This window comes from Actinospica acidithermotolerans, assembly GCF_018139625.1.
Taxonomy (GTDB): domain Bacteria; phylum Actinomycetota; class Actinomycetes; order Streptomycetales; family Catenulisporaceae; genus Actinospica; species Actinospica acidithermotolerans.
In genome coordinates, this window is record NZ_JAGSOH010000067.1 from 1 (window position 1) to 18,842 (window position 18,842).

The following is an 18,842-nucleotide window of genomic DNA, read 5'->3' on the forward strand; positions in this document are numbered from 1 at the left end:
GTGGGAGGGTGGGCCAGCGTGAACCGGGGAGCAGCAAAGCTGCGACACGGAACCGCAGCGATGCCGCACTCCCCGGGGACAATCCTTACCGGGCCGCCAGAGGCGAATTTGACCCACACTTGAAAACGTCGACGTTATGGCGCGAACATTCAAGTTCCGGAAACCGCAGCCGCCGCTGCTACGCAACGGGTTGGGCAAAGCTGTGACACCCGACCGCAGCCGATCAACTCTTCACCGATTAGCTCAGGCGCCCCCATCGAGGCGCCGCGGTTACTGCGAGCCGGTGCTCTCTGCCATTACGGCCTGCGTGGCGGCGAGCTTGCTTAGCGCCTGTTGGTCGGCCAGTGCGATCGCCAGCTCGCCCGCGGTGTTCGGGTGCATCGGCGCGCTGTCGTGGAGGCCCTGGACGAAGGGCTGGCCGGTGCACAGTTCGTGCCCGGTGAAGTCGGGCTGCACCGTGCTGAAGCTGAAGGTCTTGGCGCCGTCGGCGAGGACCTGGTTGAGGGTGGCGAGCCGGGAGAGCAGGATGTCGGACTTGGCTGCGGTTATCCCCTCGGAGGCCAGGCAGCTCACGTTCGCGCCGAACGGCTTGAAGTACTCGTTAATCAGCACGTGCGGATGGGCCGGGAGCGCGGCCAGGTCGTGCAGCAGTTGGAAGTAGTTCTGGGTGAAGGTCGCGAGGTTCGCCTGGAACATGGCGCCGGTGGCCTGGTCGTCGCACGACGGGCCCATCGCACACATTGCGGCCATCGCCTGCCACTGCAGGTCGTTGGCGCCGATGCTGACGATCACGACCGAGGCGTGCGAGGCCTGCTCCAGCACGCCGAACTGCGGCGCGGCGATCGCGGTGCTGAGGGTCTGCGCGCCGAGGATTCCGTCTGCCACGGTCGCTCCGCTGCATGCCAGGTTCAGCACGTTCCAGCCGTTGACCGCCGCCAGGTCCGCAGCGTAGGCATCGCCGCTGCGCCCGCAGGCCCGGTCGAGCGCGCTCGGGTTCTTCACCAGCGGATTGCCGAGCCCCGCCGCCGTTGAGTCGCCGAGGACGACGGCCTGCACACCGGGCAGGCTGGCGCCGACGGGCTTCGGTGCGGCGCCGACCGGGCTGCTGCCGACGAGGTCCTCGAGCGAGTGCACCCGGCGCAGCGTTCCCGGGGCGCCGGCAGCGAACGCGACGACGAATCCGACGTTGATCGCGACTGCGGCCATCGTGCCGAACGCGACGATCTTGATCGTCGTCCGGTGCGGATACCGGCGCACGCCCGCGACCGCGAGCAGCAGCACGACGGCGAAGGCCCCGGCGATAAGCGTCTGCCAGGCGAAGTAGTGCTCCCAGCCGTTGACCAGTACCGAGCTCAGGTCGCCGGTTGCGTTGTGCTTGCTCGCGGAAACCTGGACAAATTGGGCCAATTGGTTGTCGAGCGAAATGTGCGTCAGTTCGAGCTTGGGCCGAATGAGGCCGTTGAACTGCAGGACCGTCGGCATGCTCTGCCCGAACAGGTCCAGTTCTCCGGGCCCGGAGAGCGCCAGGGTCGGCTGCGCGGCGCCGACCTGGATCGTCTGACCCGCCGTCGAAACGCTCTGCGCGGGCGTGACGAGCAGCGCCAGCCACGAGGCGACCGTGGCCAGCGCTAGCAGGGCGACCCCGCCGAGCAGCAACCGGCGGACGCGGCGGCGCCGTCGCTGATCGAGGAACGGAAGATGCAGGTGCGGATAGGGGAGTCGCTTCACGCGGCTACCTCCCGGTCAAGCAGGGCCCGGAAGTCCGGCAGGGCAGCTCATCATCTCATAGACCGGGAGGTATCCGAACAATCGGACTGATGTGGTGTGAGCCGCCGGGCTGGCCCCTCGTGGACCGGGAAGTATCTGGGCTATTGGGCTGATGCGCTGGGGGCAGTCGGGCTGGCCCCTCGTGGACCGGGAAGTATCTGGGCTATCGGGCTGATGCGCTGGGGGCAGTCGGGCTGGCCCCTCGTGGACCGGGAGGTATCCGGACTATCGGGCTGATGTGGTGTGGGCAGTCGGGCTGGCCCCTCGTGGGCCGGGAGGTATCCGAACTATCGGGCTGATGTGGTGTGGGCAGTCGGGCTGGCCTCTCGTGGGCCGGGAGGTATCCGAACGATCGGACTGATGTGCTGTGAGGCCGTCCGGCCGGGCTCGCTGAGCGGCCGTCGGACGGAATCCATCCGAACCATGGCTCTGATTCACCGGCCGGCGCTACCGTGCGAGGTGCGGACCCACCGCATCTCCACCCACCACACGGGAGATGACATGCGCTTGTACGCCTTCGCCCGGAACCGGTTCCGGACCGGCGTCGCCGCCTTCGCGACCGTCCTGCTGACCGTCGCCTTGGGCCTGACCGCGGCCGGACCGGCCCGGGCCCTGGACTACGGCTCGCTCCAGCTGGACCAGGCCACGTCGGTCGGCATTCACAACACCTACGACAACTCCTCCTACCCCTACCTGGCCGACGCCCTGGACTCCGGCGCCACGCTGATCGAGCTTGACGCCTGGGTCAACCCGTTCACCCACCAGTGGGACGTGAGCCACTCGGACCCGCTCGGCAGCTCCAATAACTGCAACTACGCCCCCGTCCCGGCCGACCTCTACACCGGCAAGACCAGCCAGGACCTCGACAGCTGCCTCGGCGACATCGCGACCTGGCTGAGCGTGCACCCGAACGCCAACCCGATCATGGTCAAGCTGGAGATGAAGGACGGCTTCGACGCGACGATCGGGATGGGCCCGGCCGAGCTCGACTCCTATGTCGCAGCGCACATCGGCAACTATGTCTACAAGCCCGTCGACCTGCTGACGAAGTCCGACGGGACGCAGTACGCGAACCTCGACGCCGCCGCGAAGGCGGACAACTGGCCGACTCGGCAGCAGCTGCAGGGCAAGGTGATCATCGAGGCCATCCCGGGCACTTTCGAGCAGGCCAACCCCTTCGACCACCTGTGGACGGACACCGAGTACGCCGACTACCTCTCCGGCCTCGAGTCCTCCGGGCAGATCGCGAACGCCGAGATCTTCCCGAGCGTCCTCGGCGCGCAGACCGGGGACCCGCGCACCCGGTACGCGGCTGCGATCCAGCCCTGGTTCGTGGTTTTCGACGGCGACGCCGCCACGTACGTCGCCGACGGGAACACCGAGTGGTACAACGCGAACCACTACCTGGTCGTCGCCACGGATGCCGAGAACGTCTCGCCGGCCCTGTCCGATACCGCTCCCTCGCTCTCCGACGCCCAGGCCCGGGTCGCTCTGCTCGCTGCCGACTCGGTCTCGTTCGTCTCGACGGACTGGAGTAATTCGCCCGGCGACGGGGTCCTGTCCGAGGTGCTGCCGCGCGGCTAGCCAGAAGCGCGGTGTGCCAGGCCGGTCAGGCGCGCCGGATGAGTCCGGTGCGCTTGGCCGTGGCCAGCAGCGGCGTGATCTCGACCCCGGTGACCTGGCTCAGCGGGCCGATCGTCGCGGTCAGGAACGCGTACAGGGCGTTGAGGTCGGCCGCGGCGACCGCGATCAGCAGGTTCGCCGATCCCGTGGTTGCCGCGGTGAACCGCACCTGCGGATGGCCGCTGAGGATCTGCGCCGTCTCCTCCAGCGCCCCGGGCTGCACGGTGATCCAGAGGAGCGCCTCGGCGTGGATGCCGAGCAGCGCCAGATCGACCTCCGTGGCCAGCCGGACGACCTGCCCGCGCACGATTGCTTCGAGGCGGCGGCGGGCCGTCAGCGGTGTGATGCCCGCGCGGCGGCCGAGATCTGTGTACGTGGCGCGGCCGTCCTCCGTCAGCGCTGTGATCAGCGGCTCGTCGATCGGCAGCGGCGCCGGTGCGCCGGCCGGCGGTGGCGGCATGAGCCGGGCCGTCTCCTCGGCTGTAAGAAGTCCGGCGGTCCAGCGGAAGGAACTGGGGAACACGCGCAGCAGCGTGTAGGCACTCCATGATCTGACGGCGTCCGTCGCGGGCAGGTCGCGCAGCAGCAGATTGTTGCGCGCCTCGGCGCCCTCGAGGAAGAAGATCGCCGAGATTTCGTCGCCCGAGCCGAGGACGTCGACCCAGGTGGTGTCGGGCCTGCGTGCCAGCGCCCGCGCGACCTGCTGGATCTTCGTCGGACGGCAGTCGATGCGCAGGGCCAGCGGGATCACGTCCGGAACGTGCGCGGGATTCAGCACCGCCGTCGCGCGCAGTGTGCCGTCGGCGTACAGGGGAGCGGCGCGGCGGACGACGGTGCGTTCCGACAGCTCGAGGCTCGCGGCGACCTCTCGCCAGCTCGCACGCGGAGAGGCGAGCAGCGCGGCCGCGATCCGACGGTCCGTTTCGTCGAGGGTTTGGCGCATGATCTGCCTTCAGGAGTGCTGTACTGGCGCACTATCTGCATATCGTGGCCAGAAGAGTGCGTCAATCGGCACGCGGTCCTATCACTGAGTCATGACTCACAACGGTGCTGATCTGATCATCCGGGCCGCAGCGATCCACACGCAGGTGCCGGGCCTACCCGTACAGCGGGCGCTCGCCGTGCGCGGCGATCGCGTGATCGCGCTCTCCGCGGACCCGAACGGCCTCGACGACCTGTTGACCGCGCGGACCACGGTCCACGACCTGGCCGGGGCCGCGGTCCTTCCCGCGTTCGACGACACGCACACGCACCTGATCTTCGCCGGCCACAGCGCGCACGACGTGCCGGTGCATCGGGCCCGCACGATCCCGGAGTTCCTCGACCTGATCCGGCAGCGCGCCGCCGCCACGCCCGAGGGGGAGTGGATCCGCACGACGACGAACTGGCAGGAGCTCAACCTCGCCGAGCGCCGCATGCCGACCGCCGACGAGCTCGACCAGGCCACGGACCGGCACCCCGTGCTGGTCAAGCGCGGCGGCCACAACGACGTCGTCAACCACTTCGCGCTGCGCCTCGCGGGCATCACCGAGGACACCCCGACCCCGCCCGGCGGCTCGATCGGCCGCGACGAGAACGGCCGCCTGAACGGTCGACTTATCGACAATGCGCTCGCCCTGCTGGAGCGCAACGTGCCCGCGCCGGACCGTGCGCGGCGCATAGACGGCCTGCGCATCGCCACCGCTCAGTACGCTGCGACGGGCATCGGGACCGTCCGGGACTGCGCGGTCACCCTCGACGACTACGCGAGCCTGCGCGCGGCACACGGGGAGGGCGCGCTCTCGACCCGAGTCCGCGCGCTCATCTCGGCGCTCGGTCTGACCAGTGCGGACGAAGTCGAGCACCTGCTCGACGCGATGGAGGACCTGCGCTACGGCGCCGACCCGTGGCTCGGGGTCTGGGGCGTGAAGTTCGGCATGGACGGCGGACTCGAGGCCGGGGCCACCGAGGAGCCCTACGCCTGCGACCACGCCTACTCCGGCATGCTGATCTGGGAGCCGGACGAGATGGTGAGGGCGATCGGCGCCGTGGTTCGCCGCGGCTGGCGTGTGGGTACTCACGCGTACGGCGATCGTGCCGTGCGGATCCTGCTCGATGTCTACGAGCGGGTTCTCGCCGAGAACCCCGGACTGCCCGCGGGCGCCCTCGTCATGGAGCACGGCGGCCTGGCCGGCGCCGAGCAGCGGGCCCGTGCGGTCAGGCTCGGCGTCCCGGTGACCATCCAGCAGCCGCTGCTGCACGACACCGCCGAGGTCGAGGAGGGGTTCTGGGGCCCGGAGCGGGTCGCCGCGCTCTTCCCGGCACGTTCCTGGATCGACCTCGGCGCCCAGGTCAGCGCGGGATCCGACTTCCCGGTCGGGCAGTTCGGCGCGATGCGCTCGGTGTGGGGGATGACCACCCGGCAGACCGTGATCGGCGTGAAGGGTCCGGAGCACGCCATCGGCTACGAGGAGGCTGTCACCCTGCACACCGTGAACGCCGCCTGGCTCACTGGCGAGGCGCACCTGCGCGGCTCGCTCGCCCCCGGCCGCCTGGCCGACCTAACCGTCTGGGACCGCGATCCCGCCGACCTGCCGACCGAGGCCCGGCGCGACCTGAACCCGACCCGCACGATGCTCGGCGGCCGGTTCGTCACCGGCCCCGACGCGCACTGAGCCGATCGCCGCCGCGCCGGACCGCTGCACGCAACAGTTACACGTCGGACCGCTGGGCGTTGAACGTCGGACCGCTACACGCCGGACCTGTGCGCGCCGGACCGCTGTGCGCAACCGTTACTACACGTCGGACGGCTACACGTCGGACCGCTGGGCGCCCGACCGCTACCCGCCGGGCCGCTACACGTCGGGCCGCTACACGCCGGGCCGCTACACGCCGGGCCGCTACACGTCGGACCGATGTGCGTCGGACTGCTGCCCGTCGGACCGCTGCCCGCCGGACCGCAACACGCCGAACCGCTGCGCGCCCAACCCCCGCGCGCCCGACTGCTTATTACTTGTTCACCAGCGTCGTCTCGAACGCGTAGAGGTCCGGCCGGTAGCAGTGATGCCCGTACTCGATGGCCTTGCCGTTGTTGCTGAAGGCGGTGCGGTCCATGGTCAGCACGGGGCCGCGCGCCCTGATGTCCAGCAACTTGCTTTCCTCGAGCGTGGCCGAGCGGGCGCCGATCCGCTGCCGGGCCACGCTCATCGTCGTGCCCCGGGCGCGAAGCAGCTGGTAGAGGCCGCGGGAGCGCAGGTCCTCGGCCGAGATGTCGACGAACTCGGCCGGCAGGAAGTTCTCCAGCACGGCGAGCGGCACCTCGTCGGCCGAGCGCAGCCGGCGGATGTGCAGGATCGGCGAGCCCGGCTCCACGGACAGGATCTCCGCGATCCGCTCGTCGGCGCCGATCTCCGCGCGCGAGAGCAGCTCCGTCGCCGGGTGCCGGCTGCCCTGCTGCAGGTCGTCGTACAGGCTGGTGAGCTCGACCTTCCGGGTCAGCGGCCGCTGCACCACCTGGGTGCCGAGCCCGCGGCGGCGCACCAGCAGGCCCTTGGCCACCAGCTCCTGGATCGCCCGGCGCACGGTCGGCCGGGACAGCCCCAGCCGGTCCCCGAGCGCGATCTCGTTCTCCAGCCGCGCGCCCGGGCGCAGCGTGCCGTCGCCGATCGCCTGCTCGATCCGGCTGGCGAGCTGGAAGTACAGCGGGACCGGGCTGGCGCGGTCGATGTCCATGAACAGCTCCACGGGCAGGCTCGCCGCCTCGGCTGCGCTCTCGGCCACCGTGGCCCCCTTCGTTCTATCGATCTGACATGGCTCGACGCTTGTCACAAGATTATGACAACCTGACCGCCCTCCGCCGCCGCATGCCCCGGCCGCCCCGCGGGCATCACATCGATCATGCGACGCGGCGCTCCGGCCCTGGGTCTTGACCTGGCCCCGACTTGTTAGTTTGATAGAACAAATGCCCGGCGCGGACGAAGGAGTGGCGACGGCATGACGACGCGGCCCCCGGACCCTCCGTTCGACCTGATCACGATCGGCCGGATCGGAGTGGACCTCTACCCGCTGCAGGACGGCGTGCGCCTGGAGGACGCCGCGACCTTCGGCAAGTACCTCGGCGGCAGCGCCACCAACGTGGCGATCGCCGCGGCCCGGCACGGGCTGCGCGCCGCCGTCGTCACCGCGACCGGGGCCGACCCCTTCGGCCGCTACGCCCGCCGCGAACTGGCCCGGCTCGGCGTCGACGACCGCTTCGTCGGCACCGTGCCGCGGCTCAAGACCCCGGTCACCTTCTGCGAGATCTTCCCGCCGGACGACTTCCCGCTCTACTTCTACCGGGACCCGCTGGCCCCGGACCTGGCGATCACCCCGGGCGACCTGGACCTGGACGCGATCCGCGGCGCCCGGATCTTCTGGGCGACGGTCACCGGCCTGTCCCGGGAGCCGAGCCGCGCCGCGCACCTGGCCGCCTGGGAGGCCCGCGGCCGCGCGCCGCTGACGATCCTCGACCTCGACTACCGGCCGATGTTCTGGCCCTCGCCCGAAGCGGCCACCGCAGCGGTCGACAAGGCGCTCGGGCAGGTGACCGTCGCCGTCGGCAACCGCGAGGAGTGCGAGATCGCGGTCGGCGAGACCGAGCCGGCGCGCGCGGCCGACGCCCTGCTGGAGCGCGGCGTGGAACTCGCCGTCGTCAAGCAGGGGCCGCGCGGGGTGCTGGCCAAGACCCGCGAGCGGACCGTCGAGGTGCCGCCGTACCGGGTCGAGGTGGTCAACGGGCTCGGTGCCGGCGACGGCTTCGGCGGCGCGCTGTGCCACGGACTGCTGCGCGGCTGGCCGCTGGAACGCACCCTGTGCTTCGCGAACGTCGCCGGCGCGATCGTCGCCACCCGCCGCGAATGCTCGACCGCCATGCCGGCCACCGCCGAGGTCGAAGACATCATGAAGGAGCTCGAACGTGTACACCCCTGACGTCGTCGACGTGGGATCCCCGCTGATCAGCGAGGAGGCCTTCGCGAGGCTGCGCGCCGCGCGGCACGGCGACCCCGACTCGATCCCCGCCGCGCTCGCCACCCGGACCCGCCGTCCGCTGGTGCGCGGCGACGGCCGGCTGTTCATCGTCGCGGCGGACCACCCGGCCCGCGGCGCCCTGGGCGTGCGCAAGGACCCGATGGCCATGGCCAGCCGCTACGAGCTGCTGCAGCGGCTCGCGCTCGCGCTCTCCCGGCCCGGCGTGGACGGAGTGCTCGGCACGCCCGACGTCATCGAGGACCTCGCGCTGCTCGGCCTGCTCGACGACCGGATCGCCGTCGGCTCGATGAACCGCGGCGGCCTGCGCGGCGCCGTCTTCGAGATGGACGACCGCTACACCGGCTACGACGTGGAGTCCATGGTGGACTCCCGGCTCGACGCCGCCAAGCTGCTGGTCCGGATCAACCTGAAGGACCCGGCCACCGCCGCGACGATGGAGGCCACGGCCAGGGCGGTGACCGCGTCGGCGAAGGCCCGGCTGCCGATCATGCTCGAACCGTTCATCAGCGAGTGGGTCGACGGAAGGGTCGTCAACGACCTGTCGACCGAGGCCGTGATCAGCTCTGTCGCGATCGCCTCCGGCCTCGGCGCGGCCTCCGCGTACAGCTGGATGAAGCTCCCGGTCGTCCCGGACATGGCACGCGTCATGGAGGCGACGACGCTGCCCACGCTGCTGCTCGGCGGCGACTCCGAGGGCGATCCAGAAGCGATGTACGTCTCGTGGGCGAACGCGCTCCAGCTGCCCGGCGTACACGGCCTGATCGTCGGCCGCACGCTGCTCTACCCCCAGGACGACGACGTGGCCAAGGCCGTCGACATCGCCGCGTCGCTCGTCCACGGCAACTGACCAGGAGAGAGGGCGGCCGAACCATGGCAGTGCGCAACGAGTGGTTCCACCCGCGCGGCACCCTGGCCCGGGAGGGCTGGGAGTCGGTGGTGGACTCCGCCATCCCGGGCTGGCGGCACACCGGCATCCGCGTCGCGGCCCTCGGCGGCGGCACCGTCGCCCTGCCCGCCGGGGACGTCGAGCGGATCGTGGTCCCGCTGGCCGGTTCCTTCCGGGTCGAGCACGAGGGCGCGACCACGAAGCTGGAGGGCCGCGCGAGCGTCTTCGACGGGCCGACCGACGTGGTCTACGTCGGCGCGGGGCAGGCGCTCGCGGTCTCCGGCTCCGGCCGGGTCGCGGTCGCCGAGGCGGCGACCGCCGCGCGCAAGCCGAGCCGGTACCTGGCCAAGGACGAGATCCCGGTGGAGATCCGCGGCGCGGGCCGGGACACCCGGCAGGTGCACAACTTCGGCACGCCGGACGCGCTGGACGCGGCCGCCTTCATCGTGTGCGAGGTGATCACCCCCGGCGGAAACTGGTCCTCGCACCCGGCGCACAAGCACGACGAGCACGTCCCCGGGCACGAGTCCCGGCTCGAGGAGATCTACTACTTCGAGGCGGCGCCGGTGCGCGGCTCGCACGCTCCCGCGGAGGCCGAAGCCTTCGGCGGTTTCGCCACGTACACCTCGGCGGCCGGCGAGATCGAGACCAACGCGCTGGTGCGCACCGGCGATATCGCGCTGGTCCCGTTCGGCTACCACGGCCCGGCCGTCGCCGCTCCCGAGTACGACCTCTACTACCTCAACGTGATGGCCGGCCCCGACCCCGAGCGGGTCTGGCTGGTCTCCGACGACCCGCGGCAGGCCTGGATCCGCTCGACCTGGCCGCGGCAGGCCCTCGACGCCCGGCTGCCCTATCTGCCCCCGAACGGAGGAGCCCGGTCATGACGACGCGCAGGATGACGGTCGGGCAGGCGCTCGTGGAGTTCCTGGCCAGGCAGTACACCGTGGACGGCCCGATCCGCGAGCGCACGGTCCCGGGAATGTTCGGCATCTTCGGCCACGGAAACGTCGCCGGACTCGGGCAGGCGCTCAAGCAGTACAACGTGACCGACCCGGAACTGATGCCGTATCACCAGGCGCGCAACGAGCAGGCGATGGTGCATCAGGCTGTCGGCTACGCCCGGATGCGCCGCCGCCGCGCCACGCTCGCGTCGACCGCCTCGGTCGGCCCCGGCGCGGCGAACATGCTCACCGGCGCCGCGCTCGCCACGGCGAACCGGATGCCCGCGCTGCTGCTGCCCTCGGACACCTTCGCGACCCGCGTCGCGGATCCGGTGCTCCAGCAGCTCGAACTCCCGCACGACATCGGCATCCAGGTCACGGACGCGTTCCGGCCGCTGTCCCGGTTCTTCGACCGCGTCCAGCGGCCCGAGCAGCTGTACTCGATCGCGCTCGCCGCGATGCGCGTGCTGACCGACCCGGGTGAGACCGGCGCCGTGACGATCGCGCTGCCGGAGGACGTGCAGGCCGAGGCCGTGGACGTGCCTGTGGAGTTCCTCCAGGAGCGCGATTGGCACATCCGCCGCCCCGCGCCGGAGAGGTGGGCGCTGGAGGCGGCGATCGCCGCGATCCGCAACGCCCGCAAGCCTTTCATCGTCGCGGGCGGCGGCGTGATCTACTCCGGCGCGGAGGAGTCTCTGCGGCGCCTCGTCGAGGCCGCCGGCATCCCGGTCGGCACCAGCCAGGCCGGCGGCGGCTCGCTGAACTGGGACCACCCGCAGTACGTCGGGGGCGTGGGCGCGACCGGCACCACCGCGGCGAACCGGCTCGCCGCCGAGGCGGACGTCGTCATCGGCATCGGCACCCGGTACAGCGACTTCACCACCGCCAGCCGCACCGCGTTCCAGAACCCCGACGTGACCTTCGTCAACGTCAACATCGCGTCCTTCGACGCCTACAAGCACGGGTCGCGGCTCCCGGTGATCGCCGACGCGCGCGAGACCCTGGACGCCCTCCGCGCCGGGCTGGAGCGCTTCCGCGTCTCCGACGAGTACGCGGGCCGGATCGCCGCCGAGAAGCGCGGCTGGGACGCGGTCGCGGAGGCCGCCCTCGCGCCGACCGGGGCCGAACTGCCCGGCCAGGCGGAGATCATCGGCGCGGTGCAGGCCGCGAGCGATCCGAAGGACGTCGTCGTGCAGGCCGCCGGCTCCCTCCCGGGCGACCTGCACAAGCTGTGGCGGGTCCGCGACCCGCTCGGCTACCACGTCGAGTACGCGTTCTCCTGCATGGGCTACGAGATTGCCGGCGGCCTCGGCGCCAAGCGCGCCCTCGACGCGCTCGGCGACGACCGCGACGTGATCGTCATGGTCGGCGACGGCTCGTACCTCATGCTGCACAGCGAACTCGCCACCGCCGCCGCCGAGGGCATCAAGCTCATCCTGGTGCTGATCCAGAACGAGGGCTACGCCTCGATCGGCCACCTGTCCGAGACCATCGGCTCCGAGCGCTACGGCACCCGCTACCCGGCAGGCCCGGACCTCGCGGCCAACGCGCGCAGCTACGGGCTCGACGTCGTCGAGATCCGCCCGGGCAAGGCCGCGACCGAGCAGCTCGCCGCCGCGGTCAAGGCCGCCAAGGCGAGTACCGCCTCGACGCTGATCCACATCGACTCGGACCCCTTGCGCTACGCCCCCGACGGCGAGGGCTGGTGGGACGTCCCGGTCGCGCAGGTCTCCGAACTCGGCAGCACGCGGCAGGCCCGCGCCGAGTACATCGAGCAGCGCAGGAGGCAGCGCCCCCTCCTCGGCTGAACCCCCGGGCATCCGAACGCTCAGGGATCTTAATCCCAGGAGCCCGAACGCTCCGGAATCCGAACCCTCAGGAATCAAGGTAAGGACGAAGATGACCGACACCACGGCCGCCGCCCCGCAGGGGCTGCGCATCGGCAGCGCCCCCGACTCCTGGGGCGTGTGGTTCCCCGACCACCCCCGGCAGACCCCCTGGGAGCGCTTCCTCGACGAGGTCGCCGAGGCCGGCTACCACTGGATCGAGCTCGGCCCCTACGGCTATCTGCCCACCGACCCGGAGCGGCTGCGCGACGAGCTCGGCAAGCGCGACCTCGAACTGTCCGCCGGCACCGTGTTCACCGGCTTCCACAAGGGCCAGGACGAATGGCAGCGGGCCTGGGACCAGGCTGTGAGGGTCGCCGGACTCGCGAGCGCGATGGGCGCGGAGCACATCGTCGTCATTCCGGACCTGTGGCGCTCCGACGAGACCGGCGAGGCGCTCGAAGCCCGCACCCTGACGGACGAGCAGTGGGACCGGCTCGCCGCCGGCCACGACCGGCTCGGCAAGGCGCTGCTGGAGGAATTCGGCGTGCACCAGCAGTTCCACTCGCACGCCGACAGCCACATCGGCACGTACCGCGAGGTGGAGCGGCTGCTCGAAACGACCGACCCCCGGTACCTCAACCTGTGCCTGGACACCGGCCACTTCGCCTACTACGGCGGCGACAACCTCAAGATGATCAAGGCCCACCCGGACCGGATCGGCTACCTGCACCTGAAGCAGATCGACCCCGAGTACCGCTTCGAAGTGCTCAAGAACGACATCGCCTTCGCGGACTGCGCGGGCGAGGTGATGATCGAGCCGCCGAACGGCGTGCCCGATTTCGCGCCCATCATCGAGGCCGTCTCGGCGATCGACCCGCAGACCTTCGCCATCGTCGAGCAGGACATGCCCGGCGTGGACATCGAGATCCCGCTCGGCATCGCCACCCGCACCCGGCGGCACATCTTCGGCTGCACGCCGCTGACCCGCGTCCGCTGATCCCGGTCCCGCCGACCGGTCAACCCGCGTCCGCCGATCCCGGTCCCGCCGGCCGGCCAGCGATCAGCACGCTTCGACGACGAAGGAAGAGGACTCCGACTCCATGAGCACCAGCAACACCACCGAGCTGCGCGTCGGCGTCGTCGGCGCCGGCATCATGGGCGCCGACCACGTGGCCCGGCTGACCGGCACCACCACCGGCGCGCACGTCTCGGCGATCGTCGAGCCGGACGCCGCGCGCGCCGCCGCGGCCGCCCGGCTCGCCCCCGGCGCCAAGCTCTTCAGCCGTGTCGAGGACGCGCTCGCCGCCGACGCCGCGGACGCGGTCGTCATCGCCACCCCCGGCCGATTCCACGAGCCGGTCCTGCTGCCGGTGCTCGAGGCGGGGCTGCCGATCCTCTGCGAGAAGCCGCTGACCCAGGACCCCGAGTCCTCCTGGCGGATCGTCGAGGCCGAGCAGAAAGCGGGTCGGAAGCTCATCCAGGTCGGGTTCATGCGTCGCTTCGACCCGCAGTACCGCCAGTTGCGCGACCTGATCGCCTCCGGCCGCGCCGGCGAGCTGCTGATGCTGCACGGCGTGCACCGCAATCCGTCCGTGCCCGACGGCTACACGCAGCCGATGCTCATCAACGACTCGGTCGTGCACGAGTTCGACGTCGTGCCCTGGCTGGCCGGCGCCTCGATCACCTCGGTCGAGGTCAAGTACGCCAAGCGCAACGCCCTGAGCCCCGCGCACCTGCGCGAGCCGATCCTCGTGCTGATGGAGCTCGACAACGGCGTGCTCGTGGACGTCGAGATGAACGTGAGCGTCCAGTTCGGCTACCAGGTCGCCACCGAGGCCGTCTTCCAGCGCGGCGTCGCCCGCATCGGCCAGCCGGAGGGCCTGCAGCTGTGGCAGGACGCGCGCTTCGCGCTGAACGAGCACACCAGCTACGTGACCCGGTTCAAGCAGGCCTATGACATCGAGGTGCAGGACTGGGTCGACGCGGCCAGGCGCGGGGCGATCGCCGGCCCGTCGGCGTGGGACGGCTTCAAGGTCGCGGTCGCGTGCGCCGCCGGGGTGAAGGCCCTCGACACCGCTGGCCCGGTCCCGGTCGAGCTGCCCGAGACCCCCGAGTTCTACGCCGTCTGACGAGGAATCACCGGGACGGGGAATGCCTGGAATTCCGCCCCTGACCCCACGTCGTGGCACGAACCCTGCATCACCGATCGGGTCGCATCCGCGTCCCTATCGGCGTCAACCTCACATGTTAGAATGTAAGTACAAACTCATTCAAGGAAGGGGGCTCCATGTCGCTCGTCCGAGTCGACCCGGCCGAAGGGCGGTCGGCCGCCTCGCCTGCCTCGCCGTCCCCCGTCGAAAGCGTCGATTCCCCCCTGAATCGCGCCACCCGCCAGTTCCCGCAGACCGCCCTGTGGAACGACTCCGCCGACCCCGACGAGCTCGCCCGCTCCATCGCCTTCGGCGCAGTCGGCGCGACCTGCAACCCGGTGATCGCCTACACCGCCATCAGCAAGCGCCTCGACGTCTGGGCGCCGCGCATCTCGCGGATCGCCGCCGAGAACCCCACCTGGGGCGAGTCGCGGATCGGCTGGCGCGCCGTCGAAGAACTCTCCATCGAGGCCGCGCGCCTGCTCGAGCCCGCGTTCCGCGCCTCGGGCGGCCGCAACGGTCGCCTGTCAGTGCAGACCGACCCGCGCCACCACCGCGACGCCGACGCGCTCGTCGAGCAGGCCGTGCGCTTCTCCGGGCTCGCCGAGAACATCATCGTGAAGATCCCGGCGACCGCCGTTGGCATTCGCGCGATCGAGGAGGCCACGTACCGCGGCGTGAGCATCAACGTCACGGTCTCATTCACCGTCCCTCAGGCGGTGGCGGCGGCCGAGGCGATCGAGCGCGGCCTCGACAGGCGCAGCGCGGAGGGGCTGCCCGAGCACGAGTTCGGCTCCGTCGTCACCATCATGGGCGGCCGCCTTGACGACTGGCTCAAGCAGGTCGCGGCCCAGCAGCGCAGGCTCATCACGCCCGGCGCCCTCGACTGGGCCGGCGTGGCCGCCCTCAAGCGCGCATACGCGATCTTCCAGGCCCGCGGCTACCGCGCCCGCGTCCTGTCCGCCGCGTTCCGCAACGGTCTGCAATGGTCCGAACTGCTCGGCGGCGACCTCGTCGTCTCCCCGCCGTTCGACTGGCAGCTGCGCATCGACGAGAACAATCTCCCCGTCGCCCGCCGCATCGACATTCCCGTCGACGAGCGCGTCATCGCCGAACTCGAGACGCTCGAGGACTTCCGCCGCGCGTACGAGCCCGACGGAATGACGGTCGCGGAGTTCGATGACTTCGGCGCCACCCGGGCCACCCTCCGGCAGTTCCTCGACGCCGATGCCCAGCTGGACGCCCTCGTCCGCGACATCCTCGTCCCCGCCCCCTAGTCATCGTGCTCGTCAGGGCTCGAAGCCGCAGTAGTCAAGGACGAGCTCGCAGAAGGTCGCCTCGGCCCAGGAGAACCACTTGCGCGTCCACTTCCGCGGCCGGTCCACGTGGAAGGACTCGTGGATCCGGTCCGTGCCGCCGCGGGTGTCCAGCAGGGTCCTGATGGTTGCGCGCTTCACGTCGCTGTCGGGGTCGGTGAGTGCGGCCATGGCGATCGCGATGGGCCAGACGTGGTGGGGCGGCGTGTGGGGGCTGCCGATGCCGGCGGCGGCGCTGCCGGAGTAGAAGTACGGGTTGCGGGTGCTGAGGATGAACTTGCGGGTGGCGACGTAGAGCGGGTCGTCGGGGCGGCAGTAGCCGAGGCGGGGGAGGGAGAGAAGGCTGGGGACGTTCGCGTCGTCGATTTCGAGGACGCCGCCCAATCCGTCCACCTCGTACGCCCAGCGTGGGCCGAGGACGGGGTCGGCGACGATGGCGTGCTCGCGTAGGCCCCCGTCGATGGCCAGGTGAAGCCGCGTCGCGCGATCGACGAGGTCCTCGTGTCGGGGCGGGGGCGGCGCGGCTTCCGCGATCTCCGGGATCCCGCGGAGGACTACGTCGGCGAACATGTTGCCGGGGACGTTGTAGCCGTGGACGCAGGCGTCGTCGCTGGGGCGGAACCCGCTCCACGTCATGCCGGTCACGGCTACGGGGGCGCCCAGGCCTCGGCGGGGAAGCGTTCCGCGGCGCCCGGCGAAGCGGCGTTGGAAGCGGTAGGTCGAGCGCGCTTCGTGGTCTTGCTCGGTCTCCCAGGTATCGAGGACGCGGTGCACTGCCTGCCAGTACAGGGTGTCGAAGACGTCCGTTCGGCCAGTTCGGCGCCAGAAGCGCTCGGCCAGGTGGAGGGGGTAGCACAGGGAATCGACCTCGTATTTGCGCTCCCAGATGTGCGGGGTCATCGCGGTCTTGTCGCGGTGATGGCCGGCGCCGGTCGGGCCGGCGTTGAACGCGTTGGCGTAGGGGTCGACGGTGACGAACGCCAGTTGGCGGCGCAGGACGTCGGCCGCGAATTCCTCGGCGCCGGGGCAGTACGTGCCCAGGCGCAGCAGGGGGAGCACCTGGGCCGCGGAGTCGCGCAGCCACATGGCCGGGATGTCTCCGGTGACGAGGTGCATCGTGCCGTCGGCCATCCGTCTGGCGGCCCTGTCCATCGTCTCGACGGTGAAGCGCATGACCACGCCGGCCGCTTCCCGGCCGACGTCGGCGGATACCCGCTCGTGCAGCGGGGCCAGGGCCGACGGATCAAATGTCACCCTGGAAATGTAAGGGCTGCACCGGCTACGCGCACCCCGGACCACGCCGGAAACGGTTCCGGAACCTACTCAGGCCCTTGACTCTCCGGGGCGTAGCCGGTTCACTTCTCGCCATGAGAGCGCTCTCTGTGCTGCATTCGTCCTGGACGCGATCGCTGGCCGTCGTGGTGACGGTCGCGGGCCTCGCGGTTATGCCCCTGACGGCTTCCGCCGCGACGGCCGGGAAGGCCGTCACCTCGGTGGGTTCGGCCGCCACCCAGGCCAAGACAACGTCGTCTTCCACCGTTGCCGCCTCCACCACGGGCGGCGTCCTCGGGTCGAACGTGTACATCTTCGACCCGTCCATGTCGCAGGCCTCGATCCAGAGCACGCTGGACGCGATCGCCGCGCAGCAGGTGCCCAACCAGTTCGGGACCCAGCGGTACGCGCTGCTGTTCGAGCCGGGCACCTACGGCTCGGCCGCGGACCCGCTGGTCTTCCAGGTCGGCTACTACACGAGCGTGGCGGGGCTCGGGAAGAACCCGGGCGACACCACGATCGTCGGGCAGGTGGACACCTTCAACCAGTGCACCGACGGCGACCAGTCCCAGTGCTACGCGCTGGAGAATTTCTGGCGCTCGATGTCGAACCTGACCATCGACGCCGCGGGCGGTTCCGGCTGCACGGCGAACACCGAGTTCTGGGCGGTCTCGCAAGCCGCGCCGATGCGCCGGGTCGCCGTGAACGGCAACGTCACGCTGATGGACTACTGCGACGGCTCGCCCGACTACGCCAGCGGCGGGTTCATCGCCGACTCGTCGTTCACCGGCGGCACCGTGATCAACGGCTCGCAACAGCAGTACATCACGCGCAACAGCAGCCTGGACGGCTGGACCAACGGCGTGTGGAACCAGGTGTTCTGCGGCGACTCCGGCGCCCCGGCGCAGAGCTTCTCCGCCACCTCGGGCCTGAGCAACGGCACCGCGCCGTACACGACGCTCGCCACCTGCCCGACGACGCGCGAGGAGCCGTACCTCTACACGGATTCGTCCGGCAACCTCGAGGTCTTCATCCCGTCCGCGCAGACGAACTCCAGCGGGACGACCTGGTCGAACGGTGGCACGGCCGGCTACTCGCTGCCGCTGAGCCGGTTCTTCATCGTGCAGCAGTCGACGACCGTGCACCAGATGAACGCGGCCCTCGCGCGCGGCCTGAACCTGCTGTTCACGCCGGGCGTCTACGACGTGCCGAGCACCATCCACATCCTGTACCCGGACACGAAGGTCATCGGCCTCGGCTTCCCGACGCTGATCCCGACCAACGGCAACGTCACGATGGACGCGACCGCGGTGCCGGGCGTCAACATCTCGGGTCTGATCTTCGACGCGGGCACCGAGAGTTCGCCGACGCTGCTCGACCTGCACGGCATCCGGGGCCTCGCGGGCCTGTCCGTGTACAAGACCGACCCGACGAGCGTCGACGACGTCTTCTTCCGCGTCGGCGGCGCGACGGCCGGCACCGCCAAGACCGCCTTCGCGGACGACGCGAGCGACTCGATCATCGACGACGTGTGGGCCTGGCGCGCCGACCACGGCGCGGGCGCCGGCACGTGGACCGGCGATCAGGCGGACACCGGCGTCACGGTCGGCGGCGACGACGTCACCGCGTACGGCCTCGCGGTGGAGCACTTCCAGAAGTACGAGACGGTCTGGTCCGGCCAGAACGGCACGGTGATCTTCTTCCAGAACGAGAACCCCTACGAGGTGCCGAACCAGGCCTCGTGGATGGCCACGCCGACCCAGAACGGCTACCCGGGCTTCTACGTCACGAACCGGGTGACCTCCTTCCAGGGCTACGGCATGGGCGTCTACTCGTACTTCGACCAGGGCGTCGCGATCGAGAGTTCGATGGCCTTCGAGGCGCCCGACACCCCCGGGGTGCAGTTCCACGACATCCTGACCCGGTTCCTGAACGGCTCCGGCGGCATCCAGTCGGTGATCAACGGCACCGGCGCGGCGGTCGACTCGGACTTCAACGGCCCGGCCGACCTGGTCTCCTATCCGTGATCTGAACCCCGGTCCCCGTAA

General features: G+C 70.7%; 14 protein-coding genes. 10 read left to right on the plus strand and 4 right to left on the minus strand.

The window, feature by feature from the left end:
* Positions 1 to 270 precede the first annotated feature (270 nt).
* On the minus strand, positions 271 to 1,728 hold the full coding sequence (locus KDK95_RS36025; RefSeq protein WP_212519953.1) for a GDSL-type esterase/lipase family protein: 1,458 nt from the start codon (positions 1,726 to 1,728) through the stop codon (positions 271 to 273).
* A 540-nt stretch (positions 1,729 to 2,268) separates the two neighbouring features.
* Between KDK95_RS36025 and KDK95_RS21075 the strand changes: the two genes are divergently transcribed.
* Complete coding sequence (locus KDK95_RS21075) at positions 2,269 to 3,351, plus strand: phosphatidylinositol-specific phospholipase C domain-containing protein (RefSeq protein ID WP_212519954.1); 1,083 nt, start codon at positions 2,269 to 2,271, stop codon at positions 3,349 to 3,351.
* 25 nt (positions 3,352 to 3,376) lie between these two features.
* Here the strand turns inward: KDK95_RS21075 and KDK95_RS21080 are convergent, their stop codons facing one another.
* Positions 3,377 to 4,333, minus strand: a complete 957-nt coding sequence (locus tag KDK95_RS21080; protein ID WP_212519955.1) for an Lrp/AsnC family transcriptional regulator — start codon at positions 4,331 to 4,333, stop codon at positions 3,377 to 3,379.
* Between the two features lie 91 nt (positions 4,334 to 4,424).
* Between KDK95_RS21080 and KDK95_RS21085 the strand changes: the two genes are divergently transcribed.
* On the plus strand, positions 4,425 to 6,044 hold the full coding sequence (locus KDK95_RS21085; protein WP_212519956.1) for an amidohydrolase: 1,620 nt from the start codon (positions 4,425 to 4,427) through the stop codon (positions 6,042 to 6,044).
* Positions 6,045 to 6,378: 334 nt separating this feature from the next.
* On the opposite strand, the gene KDK95_RS21090 is transcribed toward KDK95_RS21085, so the two are convergent.
* On the minus strand, positions 6,379 to 7,101 hold the full coding sequence (locus tag KDK95_RS21090; protein WP_212519981.1) for a GntR family transcriptional regulator: 723 nt from the start codon (positions 7,099 to 7,101) through the stop codon (positions 6,379 to 6,381).
* A 261-nt stretch (positions 7,102 to 7,362) separates the two neighbouring features.
* Between KDK95_RS21090 and iolC the strand changes: the two genes are divergently transcribed.
* The 7 genes from iolC to KDK95_RS21125 all read left to right on the plus strand — a co-directional run bounded on the left by iolC (position 7,363) and on the right by KDK95_RS21125 (position 15,483).
* Positions 7,363 to 8,337 (plus strand): 5-dehydro-2-deoxygluconokinase, encoded by a 975-nt coding sequence (iolC, locus tag KDK95_RS21095; RefSeq protein ID WP_212519957.1) that lies wholly within the window; start codon positions 7,363 to 7,365, stop codon positions 8,335 to 8,337.
* Positions 8,338 to 8,347: 10 nt separating this feature from the next.
* Positions 8,348 to 9,244, plus strand: a complete 897-nt coding sequence (locus KDK95_RS21100) for a Cgl0159 family (beta/alpha)8-fold protein (RefSeq protein ID WP_443612923.1) — start codon at positions 8,348 to 8,350, stop codon at positions 9,242 to 9,244.
* Positions 9,245 to 9,267: 23 nt separating this feature from the next.
* Positions 9,268 to 10,170 carry a 5-deoxy-glucuronate isomerase gene (gene iolB / locus KDK95_RS21105; RefSeq protein ID WP_212519959.1) on the plus strand — a complete coding sequence of 301 codons (903 nt, stop codon included), beginning with the start codon at positions 9,268 to 9,270 and terminating at the stop codon, positions 10,168 to 10,170.
* Complete coding sequence (gene iolD / locus KDK95_RS21110; protein ID WP_212519960.1) at positions 10,167 to 12,035, plus strand: 3D-(3,5/4)-trihydroxycyclohexane-1,2-dione acylhydrolase (decyclizing); 1,869 nt, start codon at positions 10,167 to 10,169, stop codon at positions 12,033 to 12,035. The genes iolB and iolD overlap by 4 nt, the downstream gene beginning before the upstream one ends.
* A gap of 91 nt (positions 12,036 to 12,126) precedes the next feature.
* A complete protein-coding gene (locus KDK95_RS21115; RefSeq protein ID WP_212519961.1) occupies positions 12,127 to 13,053 on the plus strand; it encodes a sugar phosphate isomerase/epimerase family protein in 927 nt (308 codons plus the stop codon).
* Positions 13,054 to 13,156: 103 nt separating this feature from the next.
* A complete protein-coding gene (locus KDK95_RS21120) occupies positions 13,157 to 14,185 on the plus strand; it encodes a Gfo/Idh/MocA family protein (RefSeq protein ID WP_212519962.1) in 1,029 nt (342 codons plus the stop codon).
* 158 nt (positions 14,186 to 14,343) lie between these two features.
* On the plus strand, positions 14,344 to 15,483 hold the full coding sequence (locus KDK95_RS21125) for a transaldolase family protein (RefSeq protein WP_212519963.1): 1,140 nt from the start codon (positions 14,344 to 14,346) through the stop codon (positions 15,481 to 15,483).
* A gap of 12 nt (positions 15,484 to 15,495) precedes the next feature.
* On the opposite strand, the gene KDK95_RS21130 is transcribed toward KDK95_RS21125, so the two are convergent.
* Positions 15,496 to 16,776, minus strand: a complete 1,281-nt coding sequence (locus tag KDK95_RS21130; protein ID WP_212519964.1) for a glycoside hydrolase family 125 protein — start codon at positions 16,774 to 16,776, stop codon at positions 15,496 to 15,498.
* A gap of 113 nt (positions 16,777 to 16,889) precedes the next feature.
* Between KDK95_RS21130 and KDK95_RS21135 the strand changes: the two genes are divergently transcribed.
* Positions 16,890 to 18,821, plus strand: coding sequence for a pectate lyase-like domain-containing protein (locus tag KDK95_RS21135; RefSeq protein WP_249161642.1), 1,932 nt, complete (start codon positions 16,890 to 16,892; stop codon positions 18,819 to 18,821).
* Positions 18,822 to 18,842 lie beyond the last annotated feature (21 nt).

Excerpts from the sequence above, each read along its gene's own strand:
- KDK95_RS21075 (WP_212519954.1), top strand. The coding sequence starts at position 2,269 with ATGCGCTTGTACGCCTTCGCCCGGAACCGGTTCCGGACCGGCGTCGCC.
- KDK95_RS21080 (WP_212519955.1), bottom strand. The coding sequence starts at position 4,333 with ATGCGCCAAACCCTCGACGAAACGGACCGTCGGATCGCGGCCGCGCTG.
- KDK95_RS21085 (WP_212519956.1), top strand. The coding sequence starts at position 4,425 with ATGACTCACAACGGTGCTGATCTGATCATCCGGGCCGCAGCGATCCAC.
- KDK95_RS21090 (WP_212519981.1), bottom strand. The coding sequence starts at position 7,101 with ATGGACATCGACCGCGCCAGCCCGGTCCCGCTGTACTTCCAGCTCGCC.
- iolC (WP_212519957.1), top strand. The coding sequence starts at position 7,363 with ATGACGACGCGGCCCCCGGACCCTCCGTTCGACCTGATCACGATCGGC.
- iolB (WP_212519959.1), top strand. The coding sequence starts at position 9,268 with ATGGCAGTGCGCAACGAGTGGTTCCACCCGCGCGGCACCCTGGCCCGG.
- iolD (WP_212519960.1), top strand. The coding sequence starts at position 10,167 with ATGACGACGCGCAGGATGACGGTCGGGCAGGCGCTCGTGGAGTTCCTG.
- KDK95_RS21115 (WP_212519961.1), top strand. The coding sequence starts at position 12,127 with ATGACCGACACCACGGCCGCCGCCCCGCAGGGGCTGCGCATCGGCAGC.
- KDK95_RS21120 (WP_212519962.1), top strand. The coding sequence starts at position 13,157 with ATGAGCACCAGCAACACCACCGAGCTGCGCGTCGGCGTCGTCGGCGCC.
- KDK95_RS21125 (WP_212519963.1), top strand. The coding sequence starts at position 14,344 with ATGTCGCTCGTCCGAGTCGACCCGGCCGAAGGGCGGTCGGCCGCCTCG.
- KDK95_RS21135 (WP_249161642.1), top strand. The coding sequence starts at position 16,890 with ATGAGAGCGCTCTCTGTGCTGCATTCGTCCTGGACGCGATCGCTGGCC.